Consider the following 15,224-nt stretch of genomic DNA (forward strand, 5'->3'; position numbering starts at 1 on the left):
ATCGGAGTAATTCAAACTATGTTACAGAGTGGGCGTGCTTTCTCTTAGACTAATGACTAATAACTAATGACTTTGCGTAGCGGTTTGATTCTGATACCATTTCACAAAATACTTGATACAAATGATTCGTCTTTAATTCTTTCCCCCTGCTCTCTGCCTCCTGCTCCCTGCCGTCTATTTGTATCACTTTTAAAGTGAAACGGTATGAGTCCTGAATTTTGACTCGTGAATTCTTCAATCCAAAAATAAAGATAAATTTTTGATTTGTTACCTGAATGTCAAATTCAGGATTGCCCGCGTAGGCGTAGCCCGTCGTAGACATCGCGAAATTATCTTATGAATTACAACTCGATGTCATATATACCTATAGATGCCTGTCCAAAGGCACTGTACAAACCAGATATCAAGACTATATAATAAATTTTGTGCTCTTTGTTACAAAATTTTACATCAAGAAATTATGAGAGAAATCTAAAAAGTATTAAGAAACGTAAATAACGTTAATATTAGTAAGCAAGTTTGAAATATTCCTCTTATTTATGTCAGACTCAAATTTACCAGGGACTGAGTTGTTGAAAACGGTTTTAGATCCGCTGCTGGAAGATTTTCAGCATTGGTTTACGCGATCGCGCCATTTACTCGAAACTGAGGAACTCTCATTTATGAGTCATCAAGAGCAATCTGACTTGCTCTTGCGGGTTAAGCAAGCCCAGGATGAACTAAATACGGCGAAGATGCTATTTAATGCAACTGATAAACAAGTCGGAATTGATATGGCAACTTTAATGCCTTGGCATGAATTAGTAACAGAATGCTGGAATGTCGCAATGCGCTTTCGTCAAGGACGTGAAGTCTAAGCGCTAAATTTCGGCAGACAACTTAGCGATGTCTCAAGACTTACCAAGAAAGCGTCTACGCAAGATGGTAAATCAGTCGTTAAAAAGATAGTAGAAAATTCTTAACAATTTCTTAACATTAACTAGATTAGCAAAATAATGTATCCTATGCTACCGTAAGTGGAATAACGGTTGACAAATAGCTCCATATAAGTGTAAGCGCCTGAAAAGTGCGTAGAATATTCGTCTTAACTGTGAGTACAGTATCGGCGAAACAAAGCGTTACAAAATAAAGTTTTAAAAATTGCTGTTCTGGAGGAAAATCCAATGTTACATCTGCTTTACATTCTTGCTTTTACAATCCTTGCATTTATAGCTGTTGGCAACTTAATTCGTAACCTGATTATGTTCAGTTTCGATCGGGAGCGAACTTACCCGACGAATTCCTCGCCAATGAATAACCAAGGCAACTATGGTTATTATTCATCAAAAAAACAGTTTGTACCCCATCCAGAGTTATTAGATAGCGCTGGAAATTTAATTAAAGAGCCACTTTTGGTAATGCGTTCGATTAACGTTGAAGATGCGCGTCAACATCTTGATGCACTTTACGAAGCATCCCCAGGACATAAAAGAGATAATTCCGAAGAAGCATAATGTAGAGACGCGATTAATCGCGTCTGTTAAGAGTTTGGGTGTAAATGATTGTTGTTTTTACATCCTTAATTTTTTTTAGTAGAAATTTATTAGCATCCGGAAATTTGAGGCGATCGCATCGTCAGGCTGGTAAGTTAACAGTTTTTAGAACAAATCGTATTGACAACGTAAATACATCTTGCCTAGACTATGAGGTGTGGATGTTTTTTTTGTGCTTAATGGTGTCACCTTCCTTTGGAACGAGGAGAAAGCATCTTCTGTACGTCGTCTACATTGAGCGTGAAAATGACATGATTCGGATCATCTCGGCTCGGAAAGCGACGCGTAAGGAACGTGAATACTATGAAAGCTGAAGTTTTAAAAAAGCGACTCGATAAAAATCGTCCAATGACGACAGTCACAATTCGCATTCCCGAAGATGTGATTGAGGATTTGAAGCGAGTAGCACCATTGTTAGGGTTTTCTGGTTATCAACCATTAGTTCGCGCTTACATCGGACAAGGACTCCGAGCCGATCTTGAGCGACTTGAGGGTGATACTGTTTCTACATTGATTGCCAGCTTGAAACGGCATGGTGTGAGTGATGAGATAATTCGTGAAGCACTCAGCGAAGCTACTAAGCGGTAGTTTTCAATTTTTCTGTCGCAATCAGCAGTTAAACAAGGCAAGGTTCTGGCACACCTTAAGATTTAGGTCTGAATTATAACTGTATGACATCTCATTTGAACAGATATAGGAAATATCTTGGAGCAGATAACAAATGGGAATAGAGGGAAACTTAAAACAAATATCCGCACCTTTTTTAGAGATAGCGAAACAAGATTTGTATGTGTTGGACTTGTATCTTCATGCAAAAGAAGTCCTAGAAACCGGAGCAGTTCAACATCTACCTACCTACTTAAAAAAAAAGGAATAAATGATAACTTAGACGCTCTTATTGCTGAAGAGCAATGGAAAATTGGAAGACTAGATATTGATTCATATTGGCACGCGATTCACTACTTGCTAACTGAGGACATATCTCCGTGGGAAGAATGTCAGATACCTTTTATTGTTGCCCGAAAAAAGGAAAACAACCGATTGCTAATCAATGCGGTGATGGGCAGAACCTCAATTGAAGGAACAAAACGTAGTTTCAAAGATTTCGGCCCTGTAAAATATCTTGTTCCCTCAGAAACTCAGCAAATCTCCGAAGCGCTGCTTCAAATTTCAGAAAAAGAGTTTGCTAAGAGATATGAAGAAGCTTGTGTGCTGAATCCAGATGTTTACAGAACATTATGGGATGAGGAAGTAGATGAATATTGGTATATCTTTCAGTGTATTTCAGATTACTACAGGATAGCTGCTGAAGAAACCAGAGGTATGCTGCTCTACCTCGGTTGTTTTTACGGGGTTGATTTCATGTGGGAAATGCAAGACTAATGCCGCAGGCTAATAATTCGGTTGCAACGGACTGAAAGAAACCCTAGAGTTGATGCAAAAGTTATCTGCGGCTGCTTAATTTTGACATTATGTCACTGAGCAATCGCACTAAATCATAAAATAGGGAGTAGTAAATTAATTCCCTACTCCCTACTCTCTTTCTAAGCTTCAATAACTACTCGCAGATTGCCGCGTTTTTTCGCAACGCGACAAGCAGTCGTAGTCCCAGAACGCTCGAATTCCAAATCGAGGATAGTGGGGCCGACTCGCAAATTATGAAATGACAGACGATTAATCGATTCTGGCAAAGCGGGGTCGATGATTCGCAAGCAGTTATTTTGAGCGTCAGGCACCAAGTTGACCATCATTTGCAGTAGTTGGAAAACACTACCTGTAGCCCAAGCTTGGGGAGTGCAAGCAACCGGATACTGCACAGGAGCATTATCACCGTTTCGTTCGTAGCCGCAAAAAAGTTCGGGAGGACGTTGATAGGGTTGCTGCTGAGTCATGTCAAATAAACCTTGGAATATTTCTAAGGCTTGATCGATAAGACCGAGCGATCGCAATCCCATTGCAATCAGAGCGTTATCATGGGGCCAAACCGAACCAATGTGATAACCCATCGGATTATAAGCGGGTGACAAACTACTCAGAGTCCGAATGCCCCAACCATTAAACATATCTGGTGCCCGCAACCGTTCTGCTACACTATGAGCTTTTTCGTCTGTGAAAAGTCCCAAATGCAGACAATGACCAGGATTTGAGGTAATACTGTCTACTGGCTTACCTTCTCCATCCAAAGCTAGGGCGCAGAAATCTTGATCTTCTACCCAAAAATCTTGATTAAACCGAACCTTAAGATTTCTCGCCTCTTCTTGCCAACGATCTGCCAAATCAAGCCGCTTCTTCATCCTAGCTATTTCTGCTAGGCGTATTTTTGCAGCATAGACGTAAGCTTGCACCTCACAGAGAGCAATTGGGCCGTTGGCTAATTCTCCCTTACGGTCTACAATACAGTCGCCAGAGTCTTTCCAACCTTGGTTAACAAGACCGCGTTTGGATCTACGGAAATAGCTGAGATAAGTGGTTTCTTTGGTATTGCGATCGATCCACTCCATTGCCGCTAGAGCATTGGGCCAAAGTTGCTCTAAGAGTTCTCCATCGTGAGTCCAAGCATAGTGTTCGGCATAGAGCATCAGCCACAAGGGAGTGGCATCAACTGTACCGTAGTAAGGTGTATGGGGAATTTCTTGACAACGAGCCATTTCTCCCAAACGTAACTCGTGCAAAATCTTACCCGGTTCTTCTTCGCGCCATTCGTCGTCAATTTTACCTTGGTATGTCGCCAGTAATATCAGAGTTTCTTTGGCGATTTGCGAGTTTAACATCAGGCTTTGAGAAGCTGTAATCAGCGAATCTCGCCCAAATAATGTCGAAAACCAAGGTACTCCAGCGGAAACAGTCTTATACTTCCCAAAAGACTGGCGCAACAAATACATATCTTGTTCAGCCCGCTCAATCACTCGATTGAAGGTACTCTTATCTGAGCTAATGCGAGTAATTTGTTGTACCCAGTGTTGCTCCTCCATCCACTCAGCAGCTTTCGCTTGTCCTAAAGTGGTGGCGGCGCTCACGGTTGAACTGGACTGGTTGTTTCTCAACATATTCACTCGGTAGCCCAGCTTTTGAGTTTCGTGAGAAGCCAACTCTAGCTGCCAAACCGCAGTGTAACCCTTGAAATAGTCTGGTTGGCGATGCTGAAATAGAATCCGGGATTCCATCACTGAGCCGTCCAAACCTTGATAGGCGAGTGTTAAGGATTCTTCTCTATAGGCAGATGGCTCTTTAGGTACTGGTGCAACACCATCGATATGAGAAGATGTTCCTTCCTCAGTCGTCGGTTCTACTAAGCGTAAAAGCCGACCTCGTTTTTCTCTGTCATAGCCACGGACTTCAAATAAATCAAGAAAATCCGCATCAAAGCTGATGGTTAGTTCAAAATTGACAGTGGTTGTGCTGTAGTTAGATACTTCTATTTCTTCAAATAATGCTCCATTCAGCACGATTTCTCGGCGAATTCCTACAGTTTCGGCTTTGAGGCGTTCATCAATTCTGGGGTTGGTACACAAAACTGAGAGTGAAAACCCTTTTTCGGCAGTACTACTGAGGAGTACAGGCGATCGCCCTTCAATTTGCACCTCCAAGCGACTAAGAAATCTCGTATCACAACAAAACAGTCCCATACTGGGATTGCCATCGTTAAGGGAACAGCCAGAAATATTCCCGATAGTATCTGTCACAAAAAATAAATCATCATCTTTAACCGTTAGTGTCGGTTGCGATCTTTCACTCACAACACAAGGCCATTCCGGGATCGGTAATTGTTCGGCAGGAATAAAAGTTTTTCCATCCAGAAAAATTTTTTCTGGGGTGATTAGCGTATCCGGTGTCATTAGACAAAGTTCCGTGTACAGGTCTATATTTTTGTGGTCTTTTGAGTATAAGTCTCTTACCCAAGAGGCAGAATGAAAGAATAAATACCCTTTTGCTTTGAGACAGAGCAACTAAATTTATTTAGGTCGATAAAAGAAAGATTTGTGTCTCGACACGTAGTTTAAACAAAAAACAGCGTATCGTAGAGAGACACAAAATTTTAAATAATCTTTGATATTTGATTAGACTAATTTATGATAATTAATTGATTAAGTTTAATCAACATTAGTGATTAAGTTATGTAAATATCGCAGTCATGATCTTTGGCTAAGAAAATTTATTTAGCAAGCAGAAATTAACGTCGGCAAAGTAGGCAATGTCTACGACAGGCTATTTTACCAACGTATGGACTATAAATCGATCGTCGGTGGTTATTAGCAGACACAGTAGTTAAAACCATACAATAATTAATGTTTTAGTACTTATTCCCGAAAAAATTTACCTGTACAAGCAAAAGCATCAGTTAACCTGAATGTATATTGGGCGTAATAGGTTGTCAATCAGTAAATCAAGTGTACCCATGCCCCTTAATTAGTAACAAAGTGTTGCGACTAGCTTTGGCGAAAAGCGCTTTTTAGCGTTCTTTACATATTGCAACTATCTATTTAACTTGAGAGTCCCTTGGAATTTGTACAATGCAGCTGTGACGTGGATCTGATCGAGGTTGAGCGTTTAACAATAATTCATGAGCATTTCGACTTCTGTGCTGAGTGATCTGCTAAAGTCCCTACCCTACTTGCGGCCCCAGCTATATTTTAAGGCTTCACTAACGGCGCTCTCCCACGCGATGGAAGATCAAGTTTTGGCTGCGACTTTAGCGAAACCCCTTGTAATTGCTAGTTTCCAGCGAGAGCGATTCTACCGCCAAGAAGCTCATCGCTACCAGCGACTTGCTTTGCGAAGTAATCAAATATACGTATTATCTGCTCCAGAAACGGATTTTGCCAACAGTTCGGAACACTATGAAAAAGTGGCTTTTGAGGCAACGGATGGCTTAAGTCAGGAGTGGCATTTGGTAGTGATTGCTGACAATTATGCTACTTGTTTGGTTTGCCGAGAAAACCTTGGTTCTCTTGCCAAAAACAACCAACTACCGGAACTAAGCCCTAATTTGGATATAGACACAGCCCGAAGATTTGAGGGAATTTGGACATCAGAAAGGGGAGTTAGCCTGAAAGCCGCCGAATTGTTGTTAAATAGGGTTTTGGTTTACAGACCAGAACTGACAAGTAAAATTCAACAGGCACGTCAGAGGTTTGGCATTGGCGAACCGCGAAACTACTCTGGAACCGAACAGGTAAACGAGTATGCCTGTGACATTGATACAGATCCTTTTGTGCAGCGCTTAGTAACTTATTTGCAAGCTAGTCAGTACAAATTGCACAAAGCTTACCGTTCTATTGCTGCCCAAGCACGAAAAGAGCGATTAGTCAACTCGATTAGTACTGCGATTCGGCGATCGCTCGATCCTCATGAAGTTCTCCAGGTGGCGGCACAAGAATTAGGGCAACACCTAGAAGCTTGTCGCTGTTTAATTTACCGCGCTCAAGCTACAGATAGCCAAGCGATAATTGAACACGAGTTTTTGACCCCTGGTATTTTATCTGTTTGTGGGCAAACCTGGGAGTTAGAGAAAAATTCTCTATTTCGGGACATCGTAGAACTTGGCGAAGGTGTTTGTGTCAGCGATACGCTGAGTGACCCCCGCGTTACCAAATCGCCAGGACTTTCTACCATCGCCAAAAAGTTTGCCATTCGTTCTTGGCTGATGGAACCAGTTTTCTATCAGGGGCGATTATTGGGGATTGTGGAGTTACATTACTGCCGAATGCCACCCCACGAGTGCCAACCTGGAGAATTGGATTTGGTAGAAGCGATCGCTACCCAAGTAGGAGCAGCTCTTATCCAAGCGGAAGCTTACGCTAACCTAGAAGAACTTAACCAGCAACTAGAAGCCCTAGACCGCACCCGCAGCAACCTCATCGCCATCACTGGACACGAATTGCGTACTCCCCTATCCACAATTCAAGTGTGCTTGGAAAGTCTCGCTACAGAACCAGATATGCCCTTGGAGTTGCAGCAGGTCATGCTCAACACCGCTCTTTCCGACTCGGAACGGATGCGAAAACTGGTACAAGATTTTCTCACACTTTCCAACTTGGAAAGCGGCCGAGTGGAATGGCATCCAGAATCCCTCACCTTACAAGAATGTGTGGATTTAGCACTCAGCCGAAATCGCACGCGTTCCTCAACGGAAAAGCCGCCCCAAATCAAGACTCAAATTGCCGAAAATCTACCTTTAGTTAGAGCTGACGGTGATTGGCTAGTCGAGGTACTGGCAAAACTCATAGACAATGCTTTGAAATTTACGCCACCTCAAGGAAAAATCACGATTAAAGCGATTGACAACAGCCGTCAAATGGTCGAAGTGACTATAGCTGATACTGGACGCGGCATTGAACCAAATCGTTTAGAAGTAGTTTTTGACCGCTTTTATCAAGAAGAGGGATCGCTGCGCCGCACCACCGGCGGAACTGGACTTGGTTTAGCAATTTGCCGTCAAATTGTTAATGGCTGGGGTGGGCAAATTTGGGCAGAGTCAACTGGTAAAGACCAGGGCAGTCAGTTTCACTTCACCATCCCGATTGTTCGGAGTAGCCAAGAGGAAAAGCGGACAAAAGTCAAGAGTAAATAGGCAGAGGGCAGAGGAGCAGGGGGCAGGGGGCAGAGGAGCAGAGGAGCAGAGGAGAAATAATAACTCCTAACTCAGCACTCAGCACTCCTAACTCAGCACTCCTGAAGAGTATGGGGCATTGGTTTTTAACAAATGACAAAGAACCAAGGACAAATGACTAAAAACTGTTACAGTCTATGACGCGATCGCAATATGATCCTGGTTGCGATGTTAGGATTCCCTAAAAACGTTGAGAGAATAGACTTTATGGCAGAAACACTCTCTGGACAAACCCCGCTATTTGCTGGTAGCACTGGTGGCTTGCTCACAAAAGCAGCAGTCGAAGAAAAGTACGCTATCACTTGGACTAGCCCGAAAGAGCAAGTTTTTGAATTGCCTACAGGTGGTGCTGCTGTTATGCGGAAAGGTGAAAACCTGCTGTATATAGCTCGTAAAGAATATGGCATCTTTTTGGGCGGTCAGCAACTCCGAAAGCTCAAAATCACAGATTACAAAGTTTACCGGATTTTACCCAACGGAGAAACTACCTTACTTCACCCAGCTGATGGTAACTTCCCTGAAAAGGTAACTGAAGGTCGTGACAAAGTGCGTTATGTAGACCGTCGTATCGGACAAAACCCCAGCCCCTCTAAAGTTAAGTTTAGCGGTGTTACTACCTACGACGCTCCGTAACTAGCTGTTAGTCGCTAATGGGTAATTAGTAATGGGTAATTGGTAAATAAAAACCCATTACCCATTACCAATTACCAATTACTTTTGAAAAATAATGATTTTTCCGGATTTCTCCCAGTTTTCCACCCTAGCGCAACAAGGCAACTTCGTCCCGGTATATCAAGAATGGGTAGCGGACTTAGATACGCCCGTATCTGCTTGGTATAAAGTCTGTGCGGGTCAACCTTATAGCTTTTTGTTGGAATCCATCGAAGGTGGGGAAAAACTGGGACGCTATAGTTTAGTTGGTTGCGATCCGGTGTGGGTTTTGGAAGCAAGGGGCGATCGCACGACTCAGAAAAACCGCGATGGTTCGCAGGTGGTTTTTGCTGGCGACCCTTTTACAGCTTTAGCCGAATGTTTAGCACCTTATCACCCAGTAAAATTACCACAGCTACCGCCAGGAATTGGCGGTTTGTTTGGGTTTTGGGGCTATGAATTAATTCAGTGGATTGAGCCGCGTGTGCCTATTTATCCACCAGATGAGCGGAATATCCCTGATGGATTGTGGATGCAAGTAGACCACTTGTTGATTTTTGATCAGGTGAAGCGGAAAATTTGGGCGATCGCTTATGCTGATTTACGCGACCCGAATGTAGATTTAAAAGCAGCATATCAACAAGCGTGCGATCGCGTCACCCAAATGCTCGAAAAACTATCTCTACCCCTATCGCCAGAAAAAACTCGATTGGAATGGAATCCGCCTGGAAGCAAGGGAGCAGGGGAGCAGGGGAGCAGAGGAGCAGAGGAGTATCAGAGTAATTTTACCCGTCCTGATTTCTGTGCCAGCGTTGAGAAGGCCAAAGATTACATTAAAGCAGGTGATATTTTTCAAGTAGTAATTTCCCAGCGACTATCAACAACATACACAGGCGACCCTTTTGCCCTTTATCGGTCGCTACGTCAGATAAATCCTTCGCCTTACATGGCTTACTTTAACTTCCAAGATTGGCAAATCATCGGTTCTAGTCCGGAAGTAATGGTGAAAGCCGAAAGCGATTCTGATGGTGGAGTAATAGCAACGGTACGCCCAATTGCTGGGACGCGTCCGCGAGGTAAAACTACGAAAGAAGATGCCACCTTGGCTCAAGATTTACTCCAAGACCCCAAGGAAGTTGCTGAACACGTGATGCTTGTGGATTTAGGGCGGAATGATTTGGGGCGTGTTTGTCAAAGTGGTAGCGTCAAAGTAGATGAATTAATGATGGTTGAACGCTACTCCCATGTAATGCACATTGTTAGCAATGTTGTGGGTAAATTAGCAATTGGTAAAACAGCATGGGATTTACTAAAAGCTTCCTTCCCCGCAGGTACGGTAAGCGGCGCACCCAAGATTAGGGCGATGGAAATTATCCACGAGCTAGAGTCTAGCCGTCGTGGTGTTTATTCCGGCGTGTATGGGTATTACGATTTTGAAGGACAATTAAATACTGCGATCGCAATTCGCACAATGGTAGTACACGATCGTACTGTCAGCGTACAAGCCGGTGCAGGTTTGGTAGCTGATTCTGAACCAGAAAAAGAATACGAAGAAACGCTGAATAAAGCTAGAGGTCTATTAGAGGCGATTCGTTGTTTGCGTTGAAGTAGTGACTGAAAAAGGAAATACGGTAAAGGTTAGAGGGTACAGATTATTTCCTGTAACCTGTCACCTCTCCCCTAACCCCAATCCTTTTTACTACCTGTATGGTTTCTCTTGCATACAATTAATTGCACACTGGTTTTTGTTGCTTAATTGTAAAACTGGGCTTGATACAAGTACACTAACAGTTCGATCTGCGGTATGAGAATCCAGACCAGACTTTAAAAGTTGATGTACCAATACCCTTCTATTTTGAATTACATAGGTTTTACTTTGAACAGCAAGATGTTTGGAAACAATTTGTGCTACTTCTAAGCCCACGTATCCACAATAGCGCGACAAATTGGGAAGCTTTATAAATCCAATCAACATCAAACTTTTTCCAAAGCTAAATAGAGTTTTTTAAACTTATTAAAAATTTCAAAGAAGTCTTGGTATCCAAATCCAAGACTTCTGTTGAAGTTACTATACATTAGAAATGAACAAACTTACTCATCCTAGTTGGCTGAAGTAAATCGCCCAAATAATTCCAGTTACTCCAATGGCAATTAAAAGGTTAGTGAAAAATCTGCCGAACTCAATTTCTTGTCCCAACCTTTTATCATCTTGACCGACAGTAAAAAACAATGACCAGGCTTGATTTGCATTAATAATCTCAAAGTTGTTGAAATCAGGTCTAAAAACAACGAGTCCAATTAAATCTTTTTTAGGATAATCAAAATCAGTTTTCATAAGTAAGTTTGCCTCTAAATTGCTTTATTCGTCAAGTGAAGAAAATTAAGAAATCTCAAAGTGTCTTCTTCAAAAGCTGGTTAGCCATCCAACCAAACCGTGTCCGGTGATAACTTCCACAGCTATGAGTGAAACAAAAGCAATCATTGCCAAACGCCCATTGAGTTTTTCGGCATATTTTGTGAATCCTATCGGTGGAATTTCATCAACATAAACTTTGGGTTCAAATGCAAATCTGTTGAGTTTACTGCGTTCGTTAATGGTAAAACCTTTACTTGCCATTTTTGACTGTTTGTTTTTGCTTTCTGTAAACGAATATTAAATATTGTAAATATTTTTGGCAATTGCTTGACATGAAAATAAAAGTAGTAATAACCGTACTAGATGAGTAGGGTATTTCGGATGTATATGAGAACTAGGCGTGTCTACAGTCGGCTCAATACAGTTCGGTTAAAGCAAGAGACGCGATGAATCGCCGATTATTGTAGAGACGGCGATTCATCGCGTCTTTGTAATGATTTATCGCATCTTTGCGAGCCAAAATTTTCATCAAAAAATCTTAACCGAACCATATTGACGCTTGTGATGCTCGATAGCGCATAGGTTCAGCTAAGGATTATGGAAATCCTATTCACACAAAAGTACTAATTGCATTAAATTAACATCAGTAAAATTTATATTTTTAATAAGTATAAATTATCAGTAGATAGCTGAGAAAGTATTGCTTATTTGTAACGAACTTGTTATCTTTCTTTACATAAAGAAACATAAACACCAGCAATGCGTTAAACCACCGTTAATCAAGGCTTTCTAAATAACTATGCAGTTGAGCCTACAAAGTGCTTTGCCAAGTATCTAAACTCAACGGCAACAGCATCACTATGCCTTTATTAGAGCTATCTATGTCTACAACAGGCTTTCTAGTGATGTAAAAACTACTGAGTGCTTTTATTAACAATTAAACGCATTTTTCATCGGTCTTTGCGCATTTAATTTTTCACATTCGTAGAACTGTAATTTTCTTTTTGGAATTTCTGCTATGTCTTTTACCATCCAGTCGGCTCAAAGTATTTTTCCCGGCACCCTAGTTGCTGATGTTGTTCCAACCGTTGTCGAATCATTCTCTAAGCTCAATGCTGAAGATCAACTAGCATTACTTTGGTTTGCTTATACCGAGATGGGTAGAAGTATTACAGTTGCGGCTCCTGGGGCAGCCAACATGATCCTTGCACAAGGCTTACTCGAACAAATTAAGCAGATGCCTTTTGAGGCTCAAACGCAAGTCATGTACGATTTGGCTAACCGTGCTGACACTCCTCTGTGCCGTTCTTATGCATCCTTCACCGTGAATATCAAGTTGGGCTTTTGGTATCAGTTAGGAGAATGGATGGCTCAGGGAATCGTTGCTCCAATCCCACCAGGTTACAAGCTTTCTTCTAAAGCTGCCAATGTCTTACAAGCCATCCGCAATGCAGATTCGGGTCAACAAATTACCATCCTACGTAATACCGTAATTAGCATGGGATTCGATCCGAATGCTCCTGGTAGTTACAAAAAAGTTTTAGAGCCGGTAGCTCCTCCCACTGCACCAGCATTTCGGACTAAAGTCACCATTGAGGGCATCGACAATCCTACGGTACTTGGCTATATCAACAACATGAATGCCAATGACTTTGATGCTGCGGTTTCTCTGTTTACCTCCGAAGGTGCTTTGCAACCTCCCTTTGAAAGACCAATTGTTGGTCAAGACGCAATTCGTGCTTATATGCGTGAAGAATGTCAGGGATTGAAGATGCTTCCAGAGCGTGGTGTATCTGAGCCTGTGGAAGATGGCTATACCCAAGTTAAAGTTACAGGCAAAGTCCAAACCCCTTGGTTTGGTGCCAGCGTAGGTATGAATATTGCATGGCGCTTTTTGCTAGATCCTCAAGGTAAAATCTTCTTTGTAGCGATTGACTTGTTGGCTTCTCCAAAAGAACTGCTGAACCTAGTACGTAAATAGAGGGCTAGATTAGTTGCTGCTTAAGCGTCGATGAGTGAAGGAGCAATCGCTACCTCACCACGCTTAAGCAAAAAAACTGATAGCGCCTTATTTGGTATCTTCATGTTGCGATCGCTATTGAAAACAATCGATTTTATCAAGGAACGCAGGAGGCAGAGGGCAGGAGCAAAACTGCCCGGTTGTTGAGCGACTTGCCCTGAGCGTAGTCGTTGGCGTGGTCACTGAGCGTAGTCGAAGTGCAGCCTCTCCAAGAGTTGGGAGTCGAAACACTGTTTCCTACCGCGACCAAAGGGAACTCTTTACTTGTTTATATTTAAATAACAATATATCTTTGGATAGAGTAATAATTTATTCATCTACCAAGGGTAATAGATTATCAATGACTTTTTTCAATTCCTCTGAGCCGCTCCTGCGTGAAAAACAGCAAGAGCTAGATTTTCAAGATATTCAAGGTCTAGTCTGTCTCAACTACCAATTTGGAAATTTCATCCTCTTTTCAAAGTTTTATACTCGCGTCGATCAAGCATTTATTCTCTGGGGACTAATTTCATCTGGAATTTTTGTAACCGCACAGTTTCTGCCCATTAGCTGGAGTAGCCAAGCAATTTTGTGGTCAGTGCTTACCTTATTCGGTGCAGTTGGGATGGTAAGTTTAACTTGGTTTTGGGCAACTGTAGAACAGCTACGCTGGGTTGTTTATAGCTGGGCGATTTTAATCTTAATGGGTTTAATCTTGACCGATCTGAGCATTTTTTTGGGATGGGGAGAGGTGTTGATCCGTTTGTGTCCACTGTGGTTAGGATTAAGTGCCATCGGCTACTTTTGCACTGGGGTAGGAATGCGATCGCGCACATTTATTTTGATGGGATTTATTCATTTGCTGGGAATCTTAGTTTTACCGTACTGCGGTGTCATGCAGTTTCTCTCAACGGGGCTAATTATGACCGTTAGTTTACTGGTACTAGCAGAATTACAATGGGATATGCAATCTTCAAGTGATTACAGCCAATTAACACCACAACAAAAGCAGTTTAACCAAGTACAGTCTCAACGGCGTCAAATGACTAGCTAAAGTTATAAAGAATTAAAATCTTGCTTTAGATAAGTTTGTATAAACAATATAGCTATATCTCTAGGCTAGCTAGTGTTTATACTTGGGAGAGAGAGTTTTTCACTCAACTGTTAGCTATTCTATGTTTATGAAAACAGACAGCACTGTATGGGTGTTATGCCGCTGTGGCCCAATATCAAACATCGAAGATGAGCGATGACAGATGTTTGGACAGTGTAAATCAATAAAAATCTTGACGGTGTGGAGTTTTTATCGCTTCCTCCACTTTACTATCACTGAAGGGAAGGTGAAATTCTTCATCAGAGCGGTCTAAGGTGATATAACGTCTTGTGTTTTTTCCGTTACAAATTAGTTCTGAAACTTTAATATCCTTGATTCAAAATAAATTAAGAATATTGAAGTTCCAGGACTAATGTAACTATCTGTTAGTTGGCGTTTGTGTGTCAAAATATTCACGCCAACGACTAATTTGACTGTCTTTGAAATCTACAACAATTACGTCATCAGCTTGATTACGGCGACCTGTCGCTTTTTCTGTATCTTCGTAGTACCATTCTACTGCTGCCTGATTTGCTCCAATAATAATCCGTTGGATGTCTATTTTAATATCTGAATACTGTTGTTTAAAATTGGCAAGTCCTTCTCGAATTCTTTCTTGTCCCCGCCAGCATTGACCAGGCACGATTAATTCTCCATCAATCGTAAACAATTGTGCAAGAGCATCGACATCTTGAGCGATCCATGCATCTCTAGCTTTTTCTATCAATATCTGCATATCTTGTTGGTTCATAGACTGACTGGCAAATACAGGTGTGCTAAAAGTTAAGCTAACAAATATAGTTCCTAACACTAGCCATTGAGATAACCAAAGCATCTAGATTTTTCTACCCTCTAAAGTATGGAGCTTATAGAGCATTACTAAAATTTAACCAGAAGTTGTTTGCGTTGCGATCGCTCTCCATAATCTCTTGGCAGCGATCGCACCCCACACAGCACTACACTAGAAAGTAAGATGCTCAGAA

General features: G+C 41.8%; 15 protein-coding genes. 11 read left to right on the forward strand and 4 right to left on the reverse strand.

Annotated features, from left to right (window positions below; genetic code table 11):
• The first annotated feature begins 539 nt into the window (after positions 1-539).
• From NSTC731_RS12740 to NSTC731_RS12760, 5 genes are all read left to right on the forward strand, one after another.
• Entirely contained in the window at positions 540-857 is a 318-nt protein-coding gene (locus tag NSTC731_RS12740) for a DUF2605 domain-containing protein (protein WP_322698212.1), read from the forward strand.
• A 306-nt stretch (positions 858-1,163) separates the two neighbouring features.
• Positions 1,164-1,493, forward strand: coding sequence for a DUF2973 domain-containing protein (locus NSTC731_RS12745; protein WP_194045128.1), 330 nt, complete (start codon positions 1,164-1,166; stop codon positions 1,491-1,493).
• Between the two features lie 218 nt (positions 1,494-1,711).
• Positions 1,712-1,846: a BrnT family toxin gene (locus NSTC731_RS12750; protein ID WP_445632077.1), complete on the forward strand. Its 135-nt coding sequence runs from the start codon at positions 1,712-1,714 to the stop codon at positions 1,844-1,846.
• The gene (locus NSTC731_RS12755; RefSeq protein ID WP_445631126.1) at positions 1,836-2,120 is read left to right on the forward strand and encodes a hypothetical protein; all 285 of its coding nucleotides are present in this window, start codon (positions 1,836-1,838) and stop codon (positions 2,118-2,120) included. Before NSTC731_RS12750 ends, NSTC731_RS12755 begins: the two co-directional genes overlap by 11 nt.
• Positions 2,121-2,237: 117 nt before the next feature.
• Positions 2,238-2,915 carry a DUF1877 family protein gene (locus tag NSTC731_RS12760; RefSeq protein WP_445631127.1) on the forward strand — a complete coding sequence of 226 codons (678 nt, stop codon included), beginning with the start codon at positions 2,238-2,240 and terminating at the stop codon, positions 2,913-2,915.
• A 161-nt stretch (positions 2,916-3,076) separates the two neighbouring features.
• Here the strand turns inward: NSTC731_RS12760 and NSTC731_RS12765 are convergent, their stop codons facing one another.
• On the reverse strand, positions 3,077-5,368 hold the full coding sequence (locus tag NSTC731_RS12765; protein WP_445631128.1) for an amylo-alpha-1,6-glucosidase: 2,292 nt from the start codon (positions 5,366-5,368) through the stop codon (positions 3,077-3,079).
• A 725-nt stretch (positions 5,369-6,093) separates the two neighbouring features.
• Here NSTC731_RS12765 and NSTC731_RS12770 point away from each other — a divergent pair.
• The 3 genes from NSTC731_RS12770 (at position 6,094) to trpE (ending at position 10,399) form a co-directional block, all read left to right on the forward strand.
• A complete protein-coding gene (locus tag NSTC731_RS12770) occupies positions 6,094-8,103 on the forward strand; it encodes a DICT sensory domain-containing protein (RefSeq protein WP_445631129.1) in 2,010 nt (669 codons plus the stop codon).
• 246 nt (positions 8,104-8,349) lie between these two features.
• Positions 8,350-8,775, forward strand: coding sequence for a photosystem I reaction center subunit II PsaD (locus tag NSTC731_RS12775; RefSeq protein ID WP_445631130.1), 426 nt, complete (start codon positions 8,350-8,352; stop codon positions 8,773-8,775).
• Between the two features lie 94 nt (positions 8,776-8,869).
• Positions 8,870-10,399, forward strand: coding sequence for an anthranilate synthase component I (gene trpE, locus NSTC731_RS12780; RefSeq protein WP_445631131.1), 1,530 nt, complete (start codon positions 8,870-8,872; stop codon positions 10,397-10,399).
• A 489-nt stretch (positions 10,400-10,888) separates the two neighbouring features.
• Here trpE and NSTC731_RS12785 read toward each other — a convergent pair whose 3' ends face one another.
• Together NSTC731_RS12785 and NSTC731_RS12790 are read right to left on the reverse strand one after the other, a co-directional pair.
• The gene (locus NSTC731_RS12785; protein ID WP_445631132.1) at positions 10,889-11,128 is read right to left on the reverse strand and encodes a hypothetical protein; all 240 of its coding nucleotides are present in this window, start codon (positions 11,126-11,128) and stop codon (positions 10,889-10,891) included.
• A 69-nt stretch (positions 11,129-11,197) separates the two neighbouring features.
• Complete coding sequence (locus NSTC731_RS12790; RefSeq protein WP_445631133.1) at positions 11,198-11,410, reverse strand: high light inducible protein; 213 nt, start codon at positions 11,408-11,410, stop codon at positions 11,198-11,200.
• Between the two features lie 757 nt (positions 11,411-12,167).
• Between NSTC731_RS12790 and NSTC731_RS12795 the strand changes: the two genes are divergently transcribed.
• From NSTC731_RS12795 to NSTC731_RS12805, 3 genes are all read left to right on the forward strand, one after another.
• The gene (locus NSTC731_RS12795; RefSeq protein ID WP_445631134.1) at positions 12,168-13,130 is read left to right on the forward strand and encodes an orange carotenoid protein N-terminal domain-containing protein; all 963 of its coding nucleotides are present in this window, start codon (positions 12,168-12,170) and stop codon (positions 13,128-13,130) included.
• Positions 13,131-13,160: 30 nt separating this feature from the next.
• Positions 13,161-13,316, forward strand: coding sequence for a hypothetical protein (locus tag NSTC731_RS12800; RefSeq protein ID WP_445631135.1), 156 nt, complete (start codon positions 13,161-13,163; stop codon positions 13,314-13,316).
• Between the two features lie 193 nt (positions 13,317-13,509).
• Positions 13,510-14,202 (forward strand): hypothetical protein, encoded by a 693-nt coding sequence (locus NSTC731_RS12805; RefSeq protein WP_445631136.1) that lies wholly within the window; start codon positions 13,510-13,512, stop codon positions 14,200-14,202.
• 418 nt (positions 14,203-14,620) lie between these two features.
• Here NSTC731_RS12805 and NSTC731_RS12810 read toward each other — a convergent pair whose 3' ends face one another.
• Positions 14,621-15,076 carry a nuclear transport factor 2 family protein gene (locus NSTC731_RS12810; RefSeq protein ID WP_445631137.1) on the reverse strand — a complete coding sequence of 152 codons (456 nt, stop codon included), beginning with the start codon at positions 15,074-15,076 and terminating at the stop codon, positions 14,621-14,623.
• Between the last annotated feature and the right edge of the window lie 148 nt (positions 15,077-15,224).

The organism is Nostoc sp. DSM 114167 (assembly GCF_052692655.1).

Bases quoted from the DNA above. Each gene is read 5' to 3' on its own strand.
- NSTC731_RS12745 (WP_194045128.1), top strand. From the start codon at position 1,164: ATGTTACATCTGCTTTACATTCTTGCTTTTACAATCCTTGCATTTATA.
- NSTC731_RS12810 (WP_445631137.1), bottom strand. From the start codon at position 15,076: ATGCTTTGGTTATCTCAATGGCTAGTGTTAGGAACTATATTTGTTAGC.
- NSTC731_RS12755 (WP_445631126.1), top strand. From the start codon at position 1,836: ATGAAAGCTGAAGTTTTAAAAAAGCGACTCGATAAAAATCGTCCAATG.
- NSTC731_RS12750 (WP_445632077.1), top strand. From the start codon at position 1,712: ATGGTGTCACCTTCCTTTGGAACGAGGAGAAAGCATCTTCTGTACGTC.
- NSTC731_RS12765 (WP_445631128.1), bottom strand. From the start codon at position 5,368: ATGACACCGGATACGCTAATCACCCCAGAAAAAATTTTTCTGGATGGA.
- NSTC731_RS12785 (WP_445631132.1), bottom strand. From the start codon at position 11,128: ATGAAAACTGATTTTGATTATCCTAAAAAAGATTTAATTGGACTCGTT.
- NSTC731_RS12775 (WP_445631130.1), top strand. From the start codon at position 8,350: ATGGCAGAAACACTCTCTGGACAAACCCCGCTATTTGCTGGTAGCACT.
- NSTC731_RS12790 (WP_445631133.1), bottom strand. From the start codon at position 11,410: ATGGCAAGTAAAGGTTTTACCATTAACGAACGCAGTAAACTCAACAGA.
- NSTC731_RS12795 (WP_445631134.1), top strand. From the start codon at position 12,168: ATGTCTTTTACCATCCAGTCGGCTCAAAGTATTTTTCCCGGCACCCTA.
- NSTC731_RS12800 (WP_445631135.1), top strand. From the start codon at position 13,161: ATGAGTGAAGGAGCAATCGCTACCTCACCACGCTTAAGCAAAAAAACT.
- NSTC731_RS12805 (WP_445631136.1), top strand. From the start codon at position 13,510: ATGACTTTTTTCAATTCCTCTGAGCCGCTCCTGCGTGAAAAACAGCAA.
- NSTC731_RS12740 (WP_322698212.1), top strand. From the start codon at position 540: ATGTCAGACTCAAATTTACCAGGGACTGAGTTGTTGAAAACGGTTTTA.
- NSTC731_RS12770 (WP_445631129.1), top strand. From the start codon at position 6,094: ATGAGCATTTCGACTTCTGTGCTGAGTGATCTGCTAAAGTCCCTACCC.
- trpE (WP_445631131.1), top strand. From the start codon at position 8,870: ATGATTTTTCCGGATTTCTCCCAGTTTTCCACCCTAGCGCAACAAGGC.